This window comes from Polymorphobacter megasporae (assembly GCF_018982885.2).
GTDB lineage: Bacteria > Pseudomonadota > Alphaproteobacteria > Sphingomonadales > Sphingomonadaceae > Polymorphobacter_B > Polymorphobacter_B megasporae.
The window spans coordinates 1,535,942-1,556,823 of record NZ_CP081848.1; the positions used below are offsets into that span (position 1 = coordinate 1,535,942).

The 20,882-nt window shown below is 66.9% G+C and carries 22 protein-coding genes and 2 tRNA genes; 12 read left to right on the forward strand and 12 right to left on the reverse strand.

The features are described 5' to 3' along the window. Positions 1 to 8: 8 nt before the first annotated feature. Entirely contained in the window at positions 9 to 632 is a 624-nt protein-coding gene (rdgB, locus tag KTC28_RS07240) for an RdgB/HAM1 family non-canonical purine NTP pyrophosphatase (protein WP_216708283.1), read from the reverse strand. A gap of 2 nt (positions 633 to 634) precedes the next feature. After that, positions 635 to 1,351, reverse strand: coding sequence for a ribonuclease PH (gene rph / locus KTC28_RS07245; RefSeq protein ID WP_216708284.1), 717 nt, complete (start codon positions 1,349 to 1,351; stop codon positions 635 to 637). Between the two features lie 81 nt (positions 1,352 to 1,432). On the opposite strand from rph, the gene hrcA reads away from it, so the two are divergent. Genes hrcA through KTC28_RS07260 form a run of 3 tightly spaced genes read left to right on the forward strand, consistent with a single transcriptional unit; the run spans position 1,433 to position 3,403 of the window. Then, complete coding sequence (gene hrcA, locus KTC28_RS07250) at positions 1,433 to 2,470, forward strand: heat-inducible transcriptional repressor HrcA (RefSeq protein WP_216708848.1); 1,038 nt, start codon at positions 1,433 to 1,435, stop codon at positions 2,468 to 2,470. Then, positions 2,467 to 3,018 carry a nucleotide exchange factor GrpE gene (grpE, locus tag KTC28_RS07255; protein WP_216708285.1) on the forward strand — a complete coding sequence of 184 codons (552 nt, stop codon included), beginning with the start codon at positions 2,467 to 2,469 and terminating at the stop codon, positions 3,016 to 3,018. The genes hrcA and grpE overlap by 4 nt, the downstream gene beginning before the upstream one ends. A 25-nt stretch (positions 3,019 to 3,043) precedes the next feature. Continuing rightward, a complete protein-coding gene (locus KTC28_RS07260; RefSeq protein WP_216708286.1) occupies positions 3,044 to 3,403 on the forward strand; it encodes a putative quinol monooxygenase in 360 nt (119 codons plus the stop codon). On the opposite strand, the gene KTC28_RS07265 is transcribed toward KTC28_RS07260, so the two are convergent. Together KTC28_RS07265 and KTC28_RS07270 are read right to left on the reverse strand one after the other, a co-directional pair. Further along, on the reverse strand, positions 3,310 to 3,843 hold the full coding sequence (locus KTC28_RS07265; RefSeq protein ID WP_255602350.1) for a vgr related protein: 534 nt from the start codon (positions 3,841 to 3,843) through the stop codon (positions 3,310 to 3,312). The two genes, KTC28_RS07260 and KTC28_RS07265, sit on opposite strands and share 94 nt — an antisense overlap. Then, positions 3,830 to 4,195 carry a copper chaperone PCu(A)C gene (locus tag KTC28_RS07270; protein ID WP_216708287.1) on the reverse strand — a complete coding sequence of 122 codons (366 nt, stop codon included), beginning with the start codon at positions 4,193 to 4,195 and terminating at the stop codon, positions 3,830 to 3,832. The genes KTC28_RS07265 and KTC28_RS07270 overlap by 14 nt, the downstream gene beginning before the upstream one ends. Positions 4,196 to 4,545: 350 nt before the next feature. On the opposite strand from KTC28_RS07270, the gene dnaK reads away from it, so the two are divergent. Both dnaK and dnaJ read left to right on the forward strand, forming a co-directional pair. Next, on the forward strand, positions 4,546 to 6,435 hold the full coding sequence (gene dnaK / locus KTC28_RS07275; protein ID WP_216708288.1) for a molecular chaperone DnaK: 1,890 nt from the start codon (positions 4,546 to 4,548) through the stop codon (positions 6,433 to 6,435). Between the two features lie 51 nt (positions 6,436 to 6,486). After that, on the forward strand, positions 6,487 to 7,617 hold the full coding sequence (gene dnaJ, locus KTC28_RS07280) for a molecular chaperone DnaJ (protein WP_216708289.1): 1,131 nt from the start codon (positions 6,487 to 6,489) through the stop codon (positions 7,615 to 7,617). A gap of 22 nt (positions 7,618 to 7,639) precedes the next feature. Here the strand turns inward: dnaJ and KTC28_RS07285 are convergent, their stop codons facing one another. Continuing rightward, on the reverse strand, positions 7,640 to 8,128 hold the full coding sequence (locus KTC28_RS07285; protein ID WP_216708290.1) for a glycine zipper 2TM domain-containing protein: 489 nt from the start codon (positions 8,126 to 8,128) through the stop codon (positions 7,640 to 7,642). A 181-nt stretch (positions 8,129 to 8,309) separates the two neighbouring features. Here KTC28_RS07285 and KTC28_RS07290 point away from each other — a divergent pair, with 181 nt between their 5' ends. Further along, positions 8,310 to 8,600 carry a hypothetical protein gene (locus KTC28_RS07290; RefSeq protein WP_216708291.1) on the forward strand — a complete coding sequence of 97 codons (291 nt, stop codon included), beginning with the start codon at positions 8,310 to 8,312 and terminating at the stop codon, positions 8,598 to 8,600. A gap of 22 nt (positions 8,601 to 8,622) precedes the next feature. On the opposite strand, the gene cobT is transcribed toward KTC28_RS07290, so the two are convergent. The 3 genes from cobT to KTC28_RS07305 all read right to left on the reverse strand — a co-directional run bounded on the left by cobT (position 8,623) and on the right by KTC28_RS07305 (position 12,485). Continuing rightward, a complete protein-coding gene (gene cobT / locus KTC28_RS07295) occupies positions 8,623 to 10,485 on the reverse strand; it encodes a cobaltochelatase subunit CobT (protein WP_216708292.1) in 1,863 nt (620 codons plus the stop codon). 382 nt (positions 10,486 to 10,867) lie between these two features. After that, positions 10,868 to 11,803, reverse strand: a complete 936-nt coding sequence (cobS, locus tag KTC28_RS07300; protein WP_255602428.1) for a cobaltochelatase subunit CobS — start codon at positions 11,801 to 11,803, stop codon at positions 10,868 to 10,870. Positions 11,804 to 11,879: 76 nt separating this feature from the next. Continuing rightward, positions 11,880 to 12,485, reverse strand: a complete 606-nt coding sequence (locus tag KTC28_RS07305; RefSeq protein ID WP_216708294.1) for a DnaJ domain-containing protein — start codon at positions 12,483 to 12,485, stop codon at positions 11,880 to 11,882. Positions 12,486 to 12,547: 62 nt separating this feature from the next. On the opposite strand from KTC28_RS07305, the gene KTC28_RS07310 reads away from it, so the two are divergent. Together KTC28_RS07310 and KTC28_RS07315 are read left to right on the forward strand one after the other, a co-directional pair. Next, positions 12,548 to 12,823, forward strand: a complete 276-nt coding sequence (locus KTC28_RS07310; RefSeq protein ID WP_216708295.1) for a BolA family protein — start codon at positions 12,548 to 12,550, stop codon at positions 12,821 to 12,823. Between the two features lie 59 nt (positions 12,824 to 12,882). Then, positions 12,883 to 12,955 (forward strand) — tRNA-Thr (locus tag KTC28_RS07315). Between the two features lie 14 nt (positions 12,956 to 12,969). Here KTC28_RS07315 and KTC28_RS07320 read toward each other — a convergent pair. Further along, positions 12,970 to 14,259, reverse strand: coding sequence for a metal-dependent hydrolase family protein (locus KTC28_RS07320; protein WP_216708296.1), 1,290 nt, complete (start codon positions 14,257 to 14,259; stop codon positions 12,970 to 12,972). Positions 14,260 to 14,430: 171 nt separating this feature from the next. Between KTC28_RS07320 and KTC28_RS07325 the strand changes: the two genes are divergently transcribed. Continuing rightward, positions 14,431 to 14,580, forward strand: coding sequence for a lmo0937 family membrane protein (locus KTC28_RS07325; RefSeq protein WP_216708297.1), 150 nt, complete (start codon positions 14,431 to 14,433; stop codon positions 14,578 to 14,580). Positions 14,581 to 14,636: 56 nt separating this feature from the next. Here the strand turns inward: KTC28_RS07325 and KTC28_RS07330 are convergent. Then, positions 14,637 to 14,711: transfer RNA gene (locus KTC28_RS07330), tRNA-Thr, on the reverse strand. 74 nt (positions 14,712 to 14,785) lie between these two features. On the opposite strand from KTC28_RS07330, the gene KTC28_RS22720 reads away from it, so the two are divergent. Further along, on the forward strand, positions 14,786 to 14,908 hold the full coding sequence (locus KTC28_RS22720; RefSeq protein WP_255602351.1) for a hypothetical protein: 123 nt from the start codon (positions 14,786 to 14,788) through the stop codon (positions 14,906 to 14,908). Here KTC28_RS22720 and KTC28_RS07335 read toward each other — a convergent pair. Beyond that, positions 14,905 to 15,501 (reverse strand): glutathione peroxidase, encoded by a 597-nt coding sequence (locus tag KTC28_RS07335; RefSeq protein ID WP_216708298.1) that lies wholly within the window; start codon positions 15,499 to 15,501, stop codon positions 14,905 to 14,907. The two genes, KTC28_RS22720 and KTC28_RS07335, sit on opposite strands and share 4 nt — an antisense overlap. Continuing rightward, positions 15,501 to 17,306: an aminopeptidase P family protein gene (locus KTC28_RS07340; RefSeq protein ID WP_216708299.1), complete on the reverse strand. Its 1,806-nt coding sequence runs from the start codon at positions 17,304 to 17,306 to the stop codon at positions 15,501 to 15,503. Before KTC28_RS07340 ends, KTC28_RS07335 begins: the two co-directional genes overlap by 1 nt. A gap of 549 nt (positions 17,307 to 17,855) precedes the next feature. On the opposite strand from KTC28_RS07340, the gene KTC28_RS07345 reads away from it, so the two are divergent. After that, positions 17,856 to 19,943, forward strand: a complete 2,088-nt coding sequence (locus KTC28_RS07345) for a S9 family peptidase (protein WP_255602352.1) — start codon at positions 17,856 to 17,858, stop codon at positions 19,941 to 19,943. 104 nt (positions 19,944 to 20,047) lie between these two features. Continuing rightward, positions 20,048 to 20,836, forward strand: coding sequence for a class I SAM-dependent methyltransferase (locus KTC28_RS07350; protein WP_216708300.1), 789 nt, complete (start codon positions 20,048 to 20,050; stop codon positions 20,834 to 20,836). The last annotated feature ends 46 nt before the right edge of the window (positions 20,837 to 20,882 follow it).

Here is a 20,882-nt window from a genome sequence, read left to right on the forward strand (position 1 = left end):
CTCCTTGCTTAGAAACACGCCGCAACGAGTTGCGCGAACGCCTTGGCGCGGTGGCTCATCGCATGCTTTACTGCCGGATCGATCTCGCCGAAGGTCTCGGTCATCCCTTCGGCGACGAACATCGCGTCGTAGCCGAAGCCGAGGCCGCCGCGCGGCGGCCAGACCAGCGTGCCGTACACCCGGCCCTCGTACGTCTCGAAATGCCCGTCGGGCCACGCCAGCGTCAGCGCACAGACGAAGTGCGCACTGTCGGGGCCGCCCGCCATCTCTTCGTGGACCCGCGCCATCGCTGCGGTGAAGTCCTTGGCCTCCCCGGCCCAACGCGCCGAATAGATCCCCGGCGCGCCGTCGAGCACGTCGACGCACAGCCCCGAATCGTCGGCGAGCGCGGGCAGGCCGCTCGCGGTCGCCGCCGCGAGCGCCTTCAACTCGGCATTGGCAGCGAAGGTCAGGCCAGTCTCCTCGGGCTCGGGCAGGCCGAGATCGCCCGCCGCGACGACGTCCATCCCGAACGGGCCGAGCAGCGCCGCGATCTCGCGGACCTTCCCCGGGTTATGCGTTGCCAGCACCAGCTGCCCCGGCTCGAGCCGTCGCCCGATGACCTGCTGCCCGTCGTGATGCTGGCCGTCCACGATCAGCGCCCCGTCGCGACCAGCTGCGCGGCGAAGATCTCGTTGCAGCCGATGCGTGCGAGGCGGAGCATTCGGAGCAGTGCTTCCTCGTCGTAAGTCGCGCCCTCCGCGGTCGCCTGAACCTCGACGAGTCCGCCGGTCGAGGTGAGGACGAAATTGCCGTCGGTCCCGGCGCCCGAGTCCTCGATATAGTCGAGGTCGAGGACGACGTTGCCGTCGTGGACGCCGCAGCTGACCGCCGCGACCTGGCTCGTCAGCGGGTCGATCGTCAGCGCGTTCTTCTTCATGATCCCGTCGATCGCCAGCCGGAGCGCGACCCATGCGCCCGAGATCGACGCGGTGCGCGTCCCGCCGTCGGCCTGGAGGACGTCGCAGTCGAGCGTGATCTGGCGCTCGCCGAGCAGCTTCAGGTCGGTCACGGCGCGCAAGGACCGCCCGATCAGCCGCTGGATCTCCTGCGTTCGCCCCGACTGCTTGCCCTTCGCCGCTTCACGCTGGCCGCGGGTGTGCGTCGCGCGCGGCAGCATGCCGTATTCGGCGGTGACCCAGCCCTCGCCCTTGCCGCGCAACCACGGCGGCAGGCGCTCCTCGACCGAGGCGGTGACGAGGACGTGGGTGTCGCCGAACTTGACGAGGCACGACCCCTCGGCGTGGGCGTTGAAGCCGGGAATCAGCTCGACGCGGCGCATCGCGTCGGGGGCGCGGCCTGAAGGGCGCATGGTCGGTCCTTACACTGTGAACGCGGACGCTTAGCCGCTCGGACGGTTGAGCGGAACCCCGTGCCGCCCTACATTGCGGCAATGCAGTCGCCGCCGATCACCGAGCTTAACGACCGCGCGCGCGAGGTCTTCCGCCAAATCGTCGAGTCGTACATCGAACACGGCAGCCCGGTCGGGTCGCGGACGCTGTCGAAGCTGACGATGCTCGGCCTGTCGCCGGCGTCGATCCGCAACGTCATGCAGGACCTCGAGGAACTCGGGCTGCTCGCGTCGCCGCATTCGTCGGCGGGGCGGCTGCCGACCGAACTCGGTCTGCGGCTGTTCGTCGACGGCATGATGCAGACGACCGCGCCGACCGACGCCGAGCGCGGCGCGATCGAGAGCCAGGTCGCGGGGACGGCGTCGATGGAGGACATCCTCGGGCGCACCACTTCCGTGCTTTCGGGCCTCAGCGCATGCGCGGGCATCGTCCTCGTCCCGCGTCACGAGATGTACGTCCGTCAGGTCAGCTTCGTCCCACTGTCGCCGGTGCGTGCGCTGGCGATTCTCGTCGGGGGCGACGGCTCGGTCGAGAACCGGGTGATCGACCTGCCGCCGGGATTGCCGCCGACCGCCCTGATCGAGGCGGCGAACTATATCAACGCGCGGCTCCATGGGCTGACGCTCGCCGAGGCGGCCGTCCGGTTGCGAGCCGAGATCGACGACGACCGCGCGCAGCTCGATGTCCTGACGCAAACGCTGGTTCAGGCGGGGCTGGCGAGCTGGTCGTCCGACGGGGCAGCGCGTCCGGTGCTGATCGTCCGCGGCAGCGCGCACCTCGTTGCGGGCGATGCGAACGACCTCGACCGCGTCCGGCTGCTGCTCGACGACCTCGAGGGCAAGGAAGAACTCGTCCGGCTGCTCGACTCTGCATCGGGCGGCGAGGCGTGCAAGATTTTCATCGGGGCCGAGAACAAGCTGTTTTCGTTGTCCGGGTCGAGCGTTATAGCGGCACCGTACCGTTCGGCGGGCCGCGTCGTCGGCGTCGTCGGCGTGATCGGGCCGACCCGCTTGAATTACGCCCGGGTCGTTCCGATGGTGGACTATACCGCAAAAACATTGAGCAGGTTGATCGCATGACCGACGAAACGATGATCTCCCCCGACGATGCTGTCACTGGCGCGAGCGAGGCCGACACCGGCGCGCCGAGCCATGAGGACGTCATCCGCGAGCGCGACGAAGAAATCGCCAGCCTCAAGGACCGGCTGCTCCGCGCTGCTGCCGAGACCGAAAACGTCCGCCGTCGCCTCGAGCGCGAGAAGGTCGACGCGTCGAGCTATGCGATGACCGGGTTCGCCCGCGATTTGCTCGGCGTTGCCGACAACCTCCGCCGCGCGATATCGGCACTTCCGGCCGAGGCTCCCGGCTTCGAAGCGGTCAAGACCGGCATCGAGGCCACCGAGCGCGAGATGACGAGCGTGCTTGCGCGCCACGGCATCACCCGCGTCGTCACCGACGGCGCCAAGCTTGACCCGAACCGCCATCAGGCGATGCTCGAAGTCGACAGCGAGCATCACGAGCCGGGTGCGATCGTCGCCGAATTGCAGGCGGGCTATACGATCAAGGACCGGCTGCTCCGCCCGGCGATGGTCAGCGTCGCCAAGGCGCGCACCGACGCCTCCGCTTAGTCGCGCCGGAGACTGGGGCAGCCGCATGATCATCGTCGTCGCCCGAATCGAGGTCGATCCGACATCGCTCCCGCGGCTGAGGCCGTTGCTCGACCGTCTCAGCCAGATGACGTGGCACGAGAGCGGCTGCCTCAGCTATTCGATCGCGGTCGAAAGCGAGAGCGATGGCATCATTAGCCTCGTCGAACGCTGGCAGGACGAAGCGGCGCTTCACGCCTACCTTGCGACTCCGGCGATGATGGCGTTGAAGGCCGAGTTCACCCCGGAGCAGATCACCGTCGATGCGCGGATTTACGATGTTACCGGTGAGCGGCCGCTTCCCGACGCCAAGCCGCCGCCGGTGCTGACCATCGTCACGCGCGGAAACGGGATCAGCGCAGCGTAAGTATCGAGCGATGGAGCGTTCGCGACGCGAGCGCCTTCATCGATGAAATAGGCGTCGGCGACGATACAGGCCTGCTGCTCGATCCCATACCGGGCAAATGGCTTTCCCGGCACCAGGGGTAGGTAGTCGTACCGTGCCCACGGCATGCGGCGCAGCGGGAGCCGGATGCCGGACTGATGCTGCCAGACATGGACCAGTTCGTGGACCAGCAGCGTTCGCGATGCGAGGCCTGCGACGGAGAAGTCTTCACGCCACTCGATGCCCTTGGGATGGAACCAGACATGACCGTCGGGGGCCATCACGACGCCGCGCGGCTGGAACGGAAACCATCTCCCGCGACGCAATGTGATTGGAGCGGGGTCGAGCGCGTGGCCGAATACCCGGTTGGCAATGGCGCGCTCGCCGGTTGTCAGCGGGCGGGCAAACTCAATGCGCGCCATGGCCCGACATCGGCATCACCATCGGCATCGCATCGGCCCCGGCGGCGCTGGCGACCGCCTCGACCTTGATCATCGTGCCTCCGTTGAAGCGGAACATCAGCGGCACCGTTTCGCCGGGCTTGAAGGTGGACGGAAGGTTGAAGATCATCAGGTGGCGACCGCCTGGGGCAAAGCGCATCCGCTCGTTGGCGGCGACGCGGACCGATGGCAGCCTGTCCATCCGCATCACCTCGCCCGCCATGCTCATCCCATGCATCTCGATTCGTGCGAGCGGCGACTCGACCGCGATCAATTCGATCGGCGCGGCTCTCGTCTCGAGGGTGAAGTAGCCCGCCGCAGGACGACCGGGCACAGCCGGGAGCCTTATCCAGGCCGCCGTGACTCGCGGCGTAACCGTCGCTTCAGCCGGAACAGTTCCCGTAATCATCGCGACGATCAGAAGCGCTATCGCGCCAACGCATGCCGACCAACCGATGATCCTCCGCATTGTACGATTTCCCACAGTCACTCTTCGCCTCTAAAGCGTGGTAAGCGGCTCGTCTATGCGGCGGCGCGCCCCGGCGACTTTTGATCGCGCGGTGTTCGCGGCTTGCAGCGATTTTGCGGCTCCCTATATCCGCCGGGCGCAGTGGATCGGCGCCGCTTCCCGGAGGGCAGCTGGTCCACGGCATTGTCGACAAACACATGATACGAAGGACTGACATGGCCAAAGTTATCGGGATCGACCTGGGTACGACCAATAGCTGCGTTGCCGTCATGGAAGGCAGCACCCCCAAGGTCATCGAGAACGCCGAAGGTGCCCGCACGACGCCGTCGCAGGTTGCTTTCACCAAGGACAAGGAACGCCTCGTCGGCCAGCCGGCCAAGCGCCAGGCGGTGACGAACCCCGAGAATACGATCTTCGCGGTCAAGCGGCTGATCGGCCGGACCTTCAGCGATCCGCTGACGCAGAAGGACGCCGCGCTGGTTCCGTACAAGATCGTCAAGGGCCCGAACGGTGACGCATGGGTCGGCGCCGGTGGCGAGGACTATTCGCCGTCGCAGATCTCGGCGTTCATCCTCCAGAAGATGAAGGAAACCGCCGAAGCCTATCTCGGCGAGACCGTTACCCAGGCCGTCATCACCGTCCCGGCTTACTTCAACGACGCCCAGCGTCAGGCGACCAAGGACGCCGGCAAGATCGCCGGCCTCGAAGTCCTCCGCATCATCAACGAGCCGACCGCTGCGGCGCTGGCGTATGGTCTCGACAAGCAGGGTGCCAAGACGATCGCGGTCTACGACCTCGGCGGTGGCACCTTCGACGTGTCGGTCCTCGAGCTCGGCGACGGCGTGTTCGAGGTCAAGTCGACCAGCGGCGACACCTTCCTCGGTGGCGAAGACTTCGACGCCAAGGTCGTCGAGTTCCTCGCCGCCGACTTCCAGAAGGCCGAAGGTATCGACCTGAAGAAGGACAAGCTTGCGCTCCAGCGGCTCAAGGAAGCCGCTGAAAAGGCGAAGATCGAGCTGTCGTCGTCGGCGTCGACCGAGGTCAACCTGCCCTTCATCACCGCCGATGCGACCGGGCCGAAGCATCTCGTCAAGACCGTTACCCGCACCGACCTCGAGCGCCTCGTGATCGACCTGATCGAGCGCACCCGTAAGCCGTGCCTCGACGCGATCAGCGAAGCCGGCGTCAAGACGAGCGAGATCGACGAAGTCGTCCTTGTTGGCGGCATGACCCGCATGCCGCGCGTCCGCGAGTTCGTGAAGCAGTTGTTCGGCAAGGAGCCCAACACCAGCGTCAACCCCGATGAAGTGGTCGCGATGGGTGCGGCGATTCAAGCGGGCGTGCTCCAGGGTGACGTCAAGGATGTCCTGCTGCTCGACGTGACGCCGCTGTCGCTCGGCATCGAGACGTTGGGCGGGGTGTTTACCCGGATGATCGACCGTAACACGACGATCCCGACTAAGAAGTCGCAGACCTACTCGACCGCCGACGACAACCAGTCGGCCGTGACGATCCGCGTCTTCCAGGGCGAGCGCGAGATGGCGGCGGACAACAAGCTGCTCGGCCAGTTCGACCTCGTCGGAATTCCGCCCGCACCGCGCGGGTTGCCGCAGATCGAAGTGACCTTCGACATCGACGCCAACGGCCTCGTTAGCGTCAATGCCAAGGACAAGGGCACCGGCAAGGAGCAGCAGATCCGCATCCAGCCGTCGGGCGGCCTGTCGAAGGACGACATCGACGGCATGGTCAAGGATGCCGAGCGCTTTGCCGAGGAGGACAAGAAGCGTCGCGCGGTTGCCGAGGCGCGGAACCAGGCCGACAGCCTGATTCACTCGACCGAGCGCCAGATGACCGAGCACGGTGACAAGGTGACCCCCGACGTCAAGACGAGCATCGAATCGGCGATCGCCGATTTGAAGGGAGTCCTCGACGGCGGCGATCCGGAAGCATTGACCGCGAAGACTACCGCGCTGCAGACCGTCGCGATGAAGCTTGGCGAAGAGATCTACAAGGCTGAGAGCGAAGCTCCGGCGCCCGACGCGGCAGCGGCGAAGAAGGACGACGATGTCGTCGACGCTGAATTCTCCGAAGTCGACGACAAGTAAGAACCGGGCCGCGCGCCTCCGGGCGCGCGGCAACCGGGGGGCGATGCGACCATGACCACCGAAATCGATTATTACGAGCTGCTCGAATGCGAGCGGACCGCCGACGACGGCACGCTCAAGACGGCTTATCGGCGGCTGGCGGTGCGCTGGCATCCGGACAAAAACCCGGGCGATCACGCCGCCGAGCAGCACTTCAAGGCGATCAGCGAGGCGTACGACGTCCTCAAGGATCCGCAGAAGCGCGCTGCCTACGACCGCTACGGCCGGGCTGGCGCGCAGGGCGCAGGTGCGGGGGCACAAGGCTTCGGCGGCTTCTCCGACATCTTCGAGGACATCTTCGGCCAATTCACCGGTCGCGGTCGCCAGCCGTCGGGGCGCGGGCAGGACTTGCGCTACGATCTCGAGATGAGCTTCGAGGAGGCGTTCACCGGCAAGACCGCGACCCTCACCATGGAAGTCTCGGTTGCCTGTACGACCTGCGAAGGCAGCGGGGCCAAGCCCGGCACCAGCGTCAAGGCGTGCGCGACGTGCCGCGGGCAGGGCAAGGTCGGGATGCGGCAGGGCATGTTCATGGTCGAACGCACCTGTCCGACATGCCATGGCGCTGGCCAGATCATCCCCGACCTGTGCGATACTTGTCACGGTGCCGGCCGGGTTGAGCGCGAGAAGAACCTCGAGGTCAAGGTTCCTGCCGGCGTCGACGACGGCACGCGGATCCGCGTGGCCGGCGAGGGTGAGGCGGGTCAGCGCGGGGCAGGGCCGGGCGATCTTTACATCTTCGTCGCGCTCAAGCCGCATGCGATCTTCAAGCGCGAGGGGACGACGCTGTTCGCCCAGGTGCCGATCTCGATCACCACGGCAGCGCTCGGCGGCGAGATCGAAGTGCCGGGGCTCGACAAGCAGCCTGCGACGATCAAGGTGCCGGCGGGTACGCAGAGCGGCAAGCAGCTTCGTGTCCGCGGGCGTGGCATGCCGGCGCTGTCGAGCAACGGGCGCAACAACGGTTTTGGCGACCTCGTCGTCCAGCTCGACGTGGAGACGCCGGTCAAGATGTCGAAGCGCCAGCGCGAGCTAATGGAGGAATTCCAAGCGCTCGAGGCCGGCGAGGATGGACGTAACTTCCCCGCCCAGTCGGGCTTCTTTGCCAAGCTCAAGGACGTATGGAGCGAGCTGACCGACTAGGTCGAGCTCGCTCCATGAGGGGCTAGCAGTTGCGCTCGACGCTGTCGCCGATCGCTGCACCAACGCCGGCCCCAGCAACCGTGGCGATGCCGCGGTCGTAGCGGCGGCTGACCGAATTTCCAATCAGGCCACCGGCAATCGCGCCGAGCACCGCGCCGCCACCCGATGAATGGCAACGATAGCCGTAGCCGCCACCGTAGCCGCCGCCATAGGCATAGCCGCGATACGGATACGCCGCCGGGTAGCCGCGATAGGCGTATGCCGGGGCGTAGGCGTAGGGCGCGTAACCGTAGCCGTATCCGTAAGCCGGCGCGACAACGACTGGCGGTGCATAATACCCACCATAATAATAAGGGCGGTAATATGCCGGCCGATAGTAAGGGCGCGCATATCCGTAACCATAATAGCCGCGACCGTAATAGCCGCCGCCGTGCCAGTAGGCAGCAGCCGGGGCCGCCGCCGATGCTGCGACAGTCGTCGCGAGCAATGCTCCGATAATCAACCGCTTCATGGCAAATTCCTTACACAAGACTGCGGGTAGGTGCTTGAGATCATCCGTTCACATGCACTTCACAACGCCTGATCGATATGATCGATCCGGCGTGAACCATATCTGAACTGGGTTCGCGCGGAACAATCCCGTCGTTCAGCCCTTGTGCGTAACGACTTTGGGGCCAACAGAAGGACTGATTATGCGTAGCCTGATCACCATTGCCGTCGCCGTCGCCGCGTTTGCCGCCGCTCCGGTCGAAGCGCGTCGCCATTATTACAACGGCCAGCGCAGCCACACCCAGTGCCGGACCGACAAGCGTAACGCCGGCCACCAGGGTATCGCCATCGGCGCAGTCGCCGGTGGTGCCGGTACGGCCCTCCTCGGTGGCGGCGTCGGCGGCGCGCTGCTCGGCGCAGCTGCCGGTGGTGCTGCCGGAAGCGTGATCGGGCGAGGCACCGAGCATTGCGCCGACCGTTATCACGCGCACTAAAACGTTGATCTAACTCAACAATCTAGCGCCGCCGTGCCCCCCGGGACGCGGCGGCGTCTTCTTCGAACAGCTGCGCCAGCTGTTCGATAATCGTCCCGCCAAGCTGCTCGGCATCCATGATCGTCACTGCGCGCTGATAATAACGCGTCACGTCGTGACCGATCCCGACCGCGATGAGCTCGACCGGCGATTTCGTCTCGATCCACTCAATCACCTGCCGCAGGTGCCGCTCGAGGTAGTTGCCGGTGTTGACCGACAGCGTCGAGTCGTCGACCGGCGCTCCGTCAGAAATCACCATCAAGATCCGCCGGTCCTCGGAGCGCCCGAGCATCCGGTTGTGCGCCCACAGCAGCGCCTCGCCGTCGATATTCTCCTTGAGCAGCCCCTCGCGCATCATTAGCCCGAGGTTCTTGCGCGCGCGCCGCCACGGCGCATCGGCGGGCTTGTAGATAATGTGGCGCAGGTCGTTCAGCCGCCCGGGTTTCGCCGGACGCCCCTCCGCCAGCCATTTCTCGCGCGACTGGCCGCCTTTCCACGCGCGGGTCGTGAAGCCGAGGATCTCGGTCTTGACCGAACAACGTTCGAGCGTGCGCGCGAGAATATCGGCGCAGATCGCCGCGATCGAGATCGGCCGGCCGCGCATCGACCCGCTATTGTCGATGAGCAGCGTGACGACGGTGTCGCGAAACTTGGTGTCGCGCTCGATCTTGTAACTCAGCGCGTGCCCGGGCGAGGTGACGATTCGCACCAGCCGCGAGGCGTCGAGTTGCCCGTCCTCCTGGTCAAAATCCCACGCGCGATTCTGCTGCGCCATCAGCCGCCGCTGGAGCCGATTGGCGAGCTTGGTCACCGCCCCCTGCAGGTGGAGCAGCTGCTGGTCGAGATAGCCGCGCAGCCGGGTCAATTCCTCGGCGTCGCACAGGTCCTCGGCATCGATCGTTTCGTCGTACGCGGTCGAAAAGGCGTGATAGTCGAACCCGGCGGGCAGGTCGGACAGCGGCGCGTTCGGCCGCCACGGCGTCGTCCCCTCGCGCCCTTCCTCGCCCATCTCGGCCTCGGAGACCGTCTCGGTATCCATGTCGACTTCGCGGGTCTCGGTCTCGTCGGTCGAGTCGGACGACTCCTCGGCGCGGGTTTCGACCGAGGACTCTTGGCCCGCGGTCTCGCCCTCCTGCTCGTCGCCCTCGTCGCCGGGCGAATCGTCGTCGGCGTCGTCCTCGCTGGTGTCGTCGCTCTCCTCGGGCGTCGCGTCGGGATCCTCGCCGAGGCCGAGGTCGTTGAGCACTCGCCGCATCACCAGCGAGAACTTCGACTGGTCGTCGATGTTTGCCGCGAGATCGTCGAGGTGCGCCCCTGCCTTCGCCTCGATATCGGCGCTGACGAGCGCGATCCCGGCTTCAGCGAGCCGCGGCGGCTTGATCCCGGTCAGCCGCTGGCGGACGACGAGACCGAGCGCGGTCGCGAGCGGCACCTCGTCGGCGGTGCGCGCGCGAACGATCGGGTCGGTCTTGATCCGCGCCTCGGTCATCCGGTCGAGGTTGAGCGCGACGCCCGCCATGTCGGCCCCGCCGATCGCCTCGATCCGCGCCTGCTCGACCGCGTTGACGATGTCGCGCGCCACCCCCGCATCGGGCAGGTCGGCGGCGTGGGTCTTGGCGTCGTGGTGGCGCTTGCGCAGCGCAAAGCTGTCGGCCCAGCCGCGCGACTCGGCGACCTGCTCGGCGGCGAGTGCGCGCCCGGGCTGCGGCACGCGTGCCTGGTCGCCATAACACGACGGCTTGTCGGCGGTGTAGGCGAGGTCGAAGTCGGGTTCTTGACCGAGCGCGCGCAGCGTCGCGGCGAGCGCGACGCGGAAATCTTCGAGGGGATTTTCGGGTTGGGGCATGGTCAGACGCGCTCCGCAGACCGGTTAGCGAACCAGGCCGGCACTGCGTTGGATTTGGAAGTTGACGAACCTGACGCCACGCTCGCCTCGAATCTCATCTCTGTGCACCGAAGCGGTACTTTCGTGGCGAGATTCAAAAAGGGAGATACGGTCATGCGCCTAAACTACCTCGTGCACGCGGCTGTAGGACAGCCTTAATCACCGCCTGCGGCTTCGTCCTCCCTCCGCCCGGAAGGTCCGTCTTCCCTCTCCCCTTGAGGGAGAGGGACGGCGCACTTGCGCCAGGGTGAGGGTGAGGGTGGCAGAACTGAAGGTCCGCACCCTCACCCTGATCGCCAAGGGGCGATCGTCCCTCTCCCTCGAGGGGAGAGGGAAGCGGGATCTACCGCCGCGTCTTCACCGCCACGCTTTCCGGCAGCTCTTCGCCGAACACCCGCTGGTAATATTCCGCGACGATCGACCGCTCGGCCTCGTCGCACTTGTTGAGGAAGCTCAACCGGAACGCGAAGCCCAAATTCTTGAAGATCGTCGCGTTCTGCGCCCAAGTGATCACCGTCCGCGGCGACATCACCGTCGAAATATCGCCCGCCATGAAGCCCTGCCGGGTCATGTCGGCGACCTTGATCATGTTGGCGATCTGCTTGTCGTTGAAGCCGGGGGCCTTGTGCGCGACGATCTTGAGTTCGGCAGCGGCGGGCAGATAATTGAGCGCAGTGACGATCGACCAGCGGTCCATCTGGCCCTGGTTGATCTGCTGCGTGCCGTGGTACAGCCCGGTCGTGTCGCCGAGGCCGACGGTGTTCGCGGTGGCGAACAGGCGGAACCACTTCGACGGGCGGATGACGCGGTTCTGGTCGAGCAGGGTCAGCTTGCCCTCGACCTCGAGGACGCGCTGGATGACGAACATGACGTCGGGGCGGCCCGCGTCATATTCGTCGAAGACCAGCGCGGTCGGAGTCTGCAGCGCCCATGGCAGCAGGCCCTCGCGAAATTCGGTGACCTGCTTGCCCTCGCGCAGAACGATCGCGTCCTTGCCGATCAGGTCGATGCGGCTGATGTGGCTGTCGAGGTTGATCCGGACGCACGGCCAGTTGAGCCGCGCCGCGACCTGCTCGATGTGGGTCGACTTGCCGGTGCCGTGGAAGCCCTGGATCATCACCCGGCGGTTGAAGGCAAAGCCGGCGAGGATCGCGAGCGTCGTGTCGGGATCGAAGACATAACCGGGGTCGAGGTCGGGAACGCGCTCGTCGGCGACCGAGAAGGCGGGGATCTTCATGTCGACGTCGACGCCGAACATCTCGCGCGCATCGACCTCCATGTCGGGGGCGTCGAGAACGGTTTCGTTGCTGAGGACGACGTCGGACGAATGCAAACTTGCCACGGGAAGGCTGCTCCTAACGGGGGCGCGTGAAGGCGGGGGCGGACTTGAGGTGCGTATAGGCTTGAACCACCGCCTGCAACTTTCCCTCATGCGTCCGGTCGCCGCCATTGGCGTCGGGGTGATACTGGCGAACGAGCGACTTGTACGCGCGGCGGATGTCGGCAGGTGAGGCATCGACGCCGAGATCGAGCGACTTCAACGCCTTCATGTCGACGTCGGACAGGACATGCCCCGACTTGGCGCGCCGCCCGGCGAAGACGTCGGGGCCGTAGCGGTCGCGCGCCATGCCGAGCGGGTCGTTGAACCGGACCGTCGGATCGTGTGCGGCGCGCTCCCACCCGGCGAGCGGCGACTGCGCGGCGGTGATCGCCTCGGGCGACATGCCGTCGAAGAAATTGTACCCGGCGTTGAATTCGCGGACATGGTCGAGGCACAGCCACTGCCAGCCGCCGATCTCGCCCGCGACGCGGTTCGATCGCGGCGCGCGGAACTCCGCCGGGTTGGGGCAGCCGGGGCGCGCACACGGGGTCGGCTCGGCGCGCTCGACGCGGCCGTGAAAGCGGGGACTGCGGGGGCGGGACGTTCCAGGGGGGGGGGTATCGGGGCCGCTTTCGGTCAAACTGCGTTATCCTGTTCGCAATCAGCCGATATAGGCGTTCGCAACGACAACGGGAGAGCGACATGGGACCACGCGCAGCAGAAATCGAACGGCGGCTGGTGGCTGGGCTCGCGCCGAGCCAAGTCGAGGTGATCGACGACAGCGACGACCATCTCGGCCACGCCGGGCATTCGGGAGCGGGCGAGAGCCACTTCACCGTCCGCGTCGAGGCCGCGACCTTCGCCGGCAAGTCGCGGGTCGAACGCCAGCGCGCCGTCTACGCCGCGCTCGGCGACCTGATGGCCCCCGATCAGGTCCACGCTCTCGTCATCGAGGCGACCGCGCCGGGCGAAGCCTAATCCGCCTGCGGCGCGGGGAGGCTTGAACCCGCGCCGCCGCCGCCGCATAGCGGGCACAGGCCGGCTTAGCTCAGATGGTAGAGCACCTGATTTGTAATCAGGGGGTCACGGGTTCGATTCCTGTAGCCGGCACCGTTGCCACGACGTCATTTCATCGGGATCGCGCGTCCCTCGGTCATGACATAGCTGACGCTGAGCACCGCCTTGGGGTCGGTCTGCGGGTCGCCGTCGATCGCGATCAGGTCGGCGAACTTGCCGGGCTCGAGCGTGCCGGTGACCTTGTCGACCCCGAGCAAGCGCGCGCCGCCCATCGTCGCGGCGATCAGCGCCGCCTTGGGGGTCATGCCGCCCTCGGTGACCATCAGGTTGAGCTCCTCGGCGTTGCGGCCGTGCGGGAAGACCGCGGCGTCGGTGCCGAGCGCGATGTTGACGCCGTACTTGTTGGCGATGCTCAGGCCCCGCCCGACGATCTTGAGCGTCTCGAGCGCCTTCGCCTCGACGTTCGGGGTGTAGAAGCCCTTGCCGATGTGGAGCTTCAACCCTTCGAACGCCATCAGCGTCGCGACCATGTAGGTGCCGCGCGCCTTCATCAGCTTCGCGTCTTTCTCGTCGAGATAGGTGCCGTGCTCGATCGAATCGACACCGGCCTCGACCGCCGCCTCGATACCGCGCGCGCCATGGGCATGCGCCATCGCCTTCAATCCGACGCCGTGCGCGGTGGTGACGATCGCCTTCATCTCGGCGTCGCTGAAATGCTGTTCGAGCCCGATCGCGCCGTCGTCGAGAACCCCGCCGGTCGCCATGAACTTGATCACGTCGACCCCCTTCGCGGCGATCTTGCGGACGTCGACAGCGCATGCCTCGGGTGAGTCGCAGACACCGGGGTTCTGCCCGGCGGCGTTGATCGCCTCGGCAAGTTCAGGGGCAAGCCCGACGACGGCATCGGCGTGCCCGCCCGAAATCGATAACGGCGTCCCCGCGACGAGGATGCGCGGCCCGGGAAACGATCCCTCGGCGACCGCGTCGCGCATCGCGAGGCTGGCGAGGATCGGCCCGCCGGCGTCGCGGACCGTGGTAAAGCCCGCGCGGGCGGTGATCAGCGCGTTCTTGAGCCCGGTCGCGGCGGCGTAGGGCTCGGAGAATTTGGGGCGCAGCGTCGCGTACCACGGCAGCCCCGAATCCTGCGTCAGGTGGACGTGCGCGTCGATCAGCCCGGGCATCACCGTCTTGGTCGACAGGTCGACGACCCGCGCGCCCGCCGGGACCGCCATGTCGGCGGCGCCGATCGACACGATCCTGCCGTCGGTGACGACAATGCTCGACGGACCGCGCGCGGGCAAAGCGGCGTCGGTGACGACTCGGCCCGCATGGATGACGATCGTCTCGGCGCCGGCCGGCGCGGCGAGCAACATCGTGGCAGCAATAACTCGATACATCGTTGGTCCCCCGGTTGATTGGATCGACACTAGCCAGCGGCGACGGCGGCGCAAGCGCGCGACGACCCGCCGGGCCCGCGTGCTTCGGTTCGGTGGTGGAACATCGCGCTCCCGGCCTCGTTCGATCCGCGTGTGTGCGAGCCTTCGCTCGCCGCCTGGAGGATTTTCGCGATGTGGATCGGTATTGGACTTGTTCTGGTTGTCGTCTGGCTGGTCAGCTTCCTCGCGTTTCACATCGCTGGCGGTCTGATCCACCTGCTGCTGCTGTTCGCGGTGATCTCGATCGTCATCCACTTCATCCGCGGACGCTCGACGGCCTAGTCCGGGCAGAGCCGGCCCCCGCAGAGGGAATTCACGCTTTTATCGAATGCCGCGACTGGTGCTGTCGGGGAGGATTGAACTCCCGACCTCAGCCTTACCAAGGATGCGCTCTACCACTGAGCTACGACAGCACTGTCGCGGAGCGGCGCGTATCGGGGCGCGCGGCGGGGTTGTCAAGGAAAGCGCGTCGGCGTTAGCGTTATCCATGGCCGACCAGACCCAAGCCGACGCCCGCGCCGCCCGCCTCGCCGCCGCCCTCCGCGCCAATCTGGCGCGGCGCAAGGCGCGCGAGCGGGAGGAGAAGGCGGTCGAGCAGCCCGCCGATTAGCCTGCTGGGGCGGATATCGCCTTTTCGATCGCCGCAGTCACCTCGGGCGAATCAGGCTTGGTCTTCGACCCGAACGACGCGACGATCTTGCCGCTGCGGTCAACGAGATACTTGTGGAAATTCCACGACGGGGCTTCGGACTTGCCGAGGGTTGCGGCGGCCCAAGCGAAGAACGGCGTCGCGTTCTTGCCGGTGACGACGCTCTTTTCCGACAGCGGGAAGTTGATCCCGAACTTCGATTCGCAGAACTGCTTGATCTCGGCGTTGGTCTTGTACTCCTGGCCCATGAAGTCGCCCGACGGCACGCCAATGACGGTGAAGCCCTTGTCCTTGTAGGTCGTCTGCGCCTTTTCGAGCGCCTCATATTGCGGGGTGAAGCCGCAGAAGCTCGCGGTGTTGACGACCAGCAATACCTTCCCGCGATACTGGCTGAACGGCATCGGCTTGCCGTCGATCGTCGTCATGTTGACGTCGTACGCGGTATTGATTCCCGGGGGCGCATCGGGGGTCGCGGCGAACGCGCCGGTCAGCGAGCCGGTGATGGCGACGGCACCCACTCCGGCGGCGATCAGCAGGGGGACGAGCTTCTTCATCACGCGGTCTCCAACGGGCGGGTGCCTTCATCCAACCATATCCGGGCGGTGTCGTCGAGCAGCGGCCCGAGCGCTGCGGCAACGCGCGCGTGGTACGCATCGACCCAGCCGCGCTCGGCGGGGGTCAGCAGCGCAATGTCGATCAGCGCGCGGTCGAGCGGCGCGAGCGTCAGCGTCTCGAATCCGAGCATCGGCTTTTCGGCCCCCTCGATTGCCCGCTCCTCGACGAGGACGAGGTTTTCGATGCGGATGCCGTACTCACCGGCTTTGTAGTAGCCGGGCTCGTTCGACATGATCATGCCGGGGCGCAGCGCCTCGTCGCCCATCGCGCCATAGCCGCCGGCGGCGGTGGCGATGCGCGCTGGACCTTCGTGGACCGCAAGATAGCTGCCGACGCCGTGGCCGGTGCCGTGGGCGTAGTCGAGCCCGACCGACCACAGGAACTGGCGGGCGAGCGCGTCAATCTGGTTGCCGCGCGTGCCGTGCGGGAAGACCGCGCTGGCGAGCGCGATATGGCCCTTGAGGACGCGGGTGAAGCGGTCGCGCATCTCGGGCGTCGGGGTGCCGACCGCAAGGGTGCGCGTCACGTCGGTGGTGCCGTCACGGTACTGCCCGCCCGAGTCGACGAGGTAGAGCGAATCGAGTTCGATTGGGCGGCTGCTCTCCGCCGACACGCGGTAGTGCGGCAATGCCCCGTTCGGCCCGGCGGCAGAGATCGTGTCGAAACTGAGGTCTTCGAGCTGGTTGGTCTGGTCGCGGAACTGGCGGAGCTTGGCCGCCGAGCTTATCTCGTCGAGCTCGCCCTTGGGGGCCTCTCCGGCGAACCAGTGGAGAAAGCGTGTCAGCGCCGCGCCATCGCGCAGGTGCGCTGCCTTGCTGCCGGCGATCTCGACCGGGTTCTTGACCGCCTTGGGGACGACGCACGGGTCGCGCGCTTCGATGATCGTCGCCGCGCCGGCGTCGAGGTGGGCGAAGATCGCGGCGACCGCCGATGTCGGGTCGACGACGACGGTGCGCCCGCCGAGGCCTTCAAGCGCAGTGGCGAAGGCACCGCGGTCGTGGACGCGGACGTGCTCGCCGAGATGGGCGCGGACATCGGGCGACAGCTTGGCGGCGTCGACGAACAGGTCGGCGGAGGCGTCGGCGTGGACCAGCGCAAAGGCGAGCGGGACCGGAGTGTGCTCGACGTCCTTGCCGCGCACGTTGAACAGCCACGCGATCGAGTCGAGCGCCGACACGACGACGGCGTCGGCGTGCTTCGCATCGAGCCACGCGGCGATGCGGCCGCGCTTCGACTCGGACGTCTCTCCGGCGAACTCGTCGGGGTGGACCTCGAGCCGCGCGGTCGACGGGACGGGGCGGTCGGTCCACACCGCGTCGATCGGGTTCGCCGGGACCGCGACGAGCGTTGCGCCATGCTCGCCGAGCGCCTTGCCGGTCGCCGCGACCCAGCCACGCGTGTGGAGCCAGGCGTCATAGCCGACGCGGTCGCCGGGGCGGGCATTCGCGGCGAGCCAGTCGGTCGCGCTCGTCGCCGGGACCGCCACATAGTCGTACAGCCCGCCGTCGACCTGCGCGCGGACCTGAAGCGTGTAGCGCCCGTCGGTGAACATCGCCGCTTTGTCGGCGAGCACAACCGCCGATCCCGCCGACCCGCCGAAGCCGGTCAGCCACGCCAGCCGCTGGGCATAGGCCCCGACATATTCGCTCATATGCTCGTCGGTCAGCGGGACGACGAAGCCGGTCAGGCGGTCGGCGGCAAGCTGCTCACGGAGGGCGGCAAGGCGGGCGGCGGGGGTCGACATGAGGTTGGTGTCCGATTGTGGCGGGTCGATGATAGGCCCAAGGCGCGGCGCGGGAAAGCGGGGCGGAAGGCAGGGGTTAGCTGCGGTGGTTGTCGGCGGTGCGCTGGTGGCGGGTTGAAAGGTCACACGAAGTTCACGGTTATCGACATTGATTTCGCGGGAGTAGTTGCTGGCGGCGGAGTAGTGGCGGGGTTGAAAGGTCACACGAAGTTCACGGAAATGGACATCGACTTCGCATCGGATTTTGACCTTCGATCTGCCTCCCCTCCCCTTCAGGGGAGGGGCGAGAGACGCGCCGCTTGGCGTGGCCCGGGGGTGGGGCTTGCTTGGGTAGAGGGTCTGTGGCGACTGCCCCACCCCCGACCCCTCCCCTGAAGGGGAGGGGAGCCAGAAAGAGAGGGAGGAGCAGGAAATGCAAAAAAACATCGCGACCAACAATGAGAAAAGAATCGAAAACCGCCGGCCGGTGGCGACTCGATCCGCCAGTTGCCCGACGCGCGAGCATTACTCGCCACACCGGGGTGTAGGACAGCGCTATATCGTCCCGCCATGGCCCCGCGTCCGCGCCCGCACTACATGCGCCGGATGACCCAGCCCCCCGTCGCCGCGCGCATCCCCCACGCCACCACCCATCACGGCATCGTCCGCGACGACCCGTACGACTGGCTGCGCGACCCCGGCTATCCGAAGGTCGAGGACGCGGCGGTGCTCGGCTATCTCGCCGAGGAGAACACCTGGTTCGACGCGTGGATGGCCCCGCACGCGGCGACCGTCGACACGCTGTTCGCCGAGCTCAAGGGGCGGGTGAAGGACGACGATTCCGGGGTGCCGGTGCGCGATGGCGCGTTCGATTATTGGTGGCGCTTCGACGCCGGCGGTCAGTACCGCATCTGGCTGCGCCGCCCCGCCGCCGGGGGTGACGATGCGGTCATCCTCAGCGAGCCCGTCGAGGCCGCGGGCAAGGACTATTTCCGCCTCGCCGGGATCTCGGTGTCGCCCGACGGCGCGCTCGCCGCGTGGACCGCTGACGACGACGGATCGGAGCGCTTCAAGCTGTACCTCCGCGACCTGTCGACCGGGGCCGACACGCTCGTCGCGACGACCGCAATCGGGGTCGCTGTCTGGGCCGCCGACTCGGCGAGCTTCGCGTGGACCGAGGTGAATGACGCGTGGCGGCCGTACCGTGTCCGGCTCCACCGGCTCGGCGAGGCCGCAGGCTCCGAGGACGACGCAGTGCTGTACGAGGAAGCCGATGCGAGCTTCTTCGTCGGGCTCGACCGCTCGACCGACCGCTCGCACTTCCTGATCACCGCCGCCGACCATGTCACCAGCGAGGTCCGGCTGATCCCGACGAGCGACCCCGCCGCGCCGCCAGTCCTCGTCAGCCCGCGCGAGACGGGCCGCGAATACGATCTCGACGTCCGCGACGCGACGGTGTTCGTCCGGACGAACGACACTCACGTCAATTTCCGCATCGCCACCGCGACCCTCGCCGCGCCGGGTGTGTGGACCGACCTGATCCCTGGCGACGACCGCGTTTATCTGCGTGGACTGACCGCCTTTGCCTCGTATCTCGCGATCTCGGAGCGCGTCGACGGCCTCGACGGGGTGCTCCTCCGGTACGACGATGGTCGCGAGACGAAGATCGCCTTTCCCGAGGCGAGCTACACCGTTGGCATCGGGTCGAACCCCGAGCCCGACGCGCCGCTGCTCCGCCTCGGCTACAGCTCGATGGTGACGCCGTCGACGGTGTACGATTACGACGTCGCCGCCGACCGCCTGATCGTCCGCAAGGTCCAGGACGTCCCCAGCGGTTACGACGCGAGCGCGTATCGCACCGAACGACTGATGGCCCCCGCCGCCGACGGGACGCTCGTCCCGGTGTCGGTGGTCTATCGCGCCGACTTCCCCCGCGACGGGTCGGGGCGGCTCCATCTGTACGGCTATGGCGCTTACGGGCTGGCGATCCCGCCGTCATTCTCGGCGTCGCGATTGAGCCTGCTGGACCGCGGCTTCGCTTACGCCATCGCGCACGTCCGTGGCGGCGACGACATGGGCTATCGCTGGTATCTCGACGGCAAGCTGGAAGCGCGGACCAACACCTTCACCGACTTCGTCGTGAGCGCGCACGCGTTGATCGCCGCTGGTTTCGCTTCGGCGGGCAATATCTCGATCTCGGGCGGGTCAGCGGGGGGCACGCTGATGGGGGTCGTCGCCAACACCGACCCTGGGCTGTGGCGCGCGGTCGTCGCCGACGTGCCGTTCGTCGATGTGCTGGGGACGATGCTCGACGGCTCGCTGCCGTTGACGCCGATCGAGTGGCCCGAATGGGGCAATCCGGGCGAGGATGCCGAGGTCTATCGCCAGATCGCGGCATACTCGCCGTACGACAATGTGACGGCGCAGGATTACCCGCCGATCCTGATCACCGCCGGGTTGAACGATCCGCGCGTGACCTACTGGGAGCCGGCGAAGTGGGCGGCGAAGCTGCGGGCGACCAAGACCGACGCCAACCCGCTGCTGCTCAAGACCAATATGGGCGCGGGCCATGGCGGCAAGTCGGGGCGCTTCGAATCGCTGCGCGAGACGGCGGAGGAGTTCGCCTTCCTGCTGGCGGCGTTCGAGGCAAAGGCGTGAGCGACCGCAAGGCGCGGCTCCAGGCGTTCCTCGCGGCGCGAAAGTCTTAGCTCCGCGCGCCACACCCGATTAAGCTGCGCAAAGCCTGCAACCGAGGATTCTCCATGCGCTTTCTGCCGATCGTGTTCGCCGCCATCGCGATCGTCGCCCCCGCGATGGCCGCTCCCGCCGACATGGCGGCGATCCTTGCCGGGCCGCAGCGGTCGGAGGCGAACAAGGCGCGCGACCAGTTCCGCCACCCCGTCGAGACGCTCAATTTCTTCGGGTTGAAGCCGGCGATGACCGTCGTCGAGATCACTCCGTCGGGCGGTTGGTACACCGAGATCCTCGCGCCTTATCTCCGCGATCATGGCCGCTACATCGGCGCCGGGGCGTTCGGCGGGACCGAGAACGGCGCCAAGAGCGTGGCGAAGTTCAAGGCCAAGCTCGACGCCGATCCCGCGAACTACGGCAAGGTCGAGGTGACGACGTTCGGCAAGGACCATTATGACATCGCCAAGCCGGGCAGCGCCGACATGGTCCTGACGTTCCGCGAGATCCACAATTACGTCACCGGCGGCTATGGGCCCGAGACGTTCAAGGCGTTCTACGCCGCGCTCAAGCACGGCGGGGTCCTCGGCATCGTCGAGCACCGCCTCCCCGAAAATGCGCCCGCCAACCGCGAGGCGACGAGTGGCTATATGAAGGTGTCGACAGTCAAGCGCCTCGCCGAAGCCGCCGGGTTCAAGTTCGTCGCCGCGTCGGAGGTCAACGCCAACCCCAGGGACACCGCCGACTATCCCGACGGCGTCTGGACCCTGCCGCCGACGTATCAGCTCGGCGACAAGGACCGGGCGAAGTACGCGGCGATCGGCGAGAGCGACCGGATGACGCTCAAGTTCGTCAAGCCGTAGTCCGTCCGCCTTCGTACAATCGTTGATTGGCGTCTCGGCTATGCAG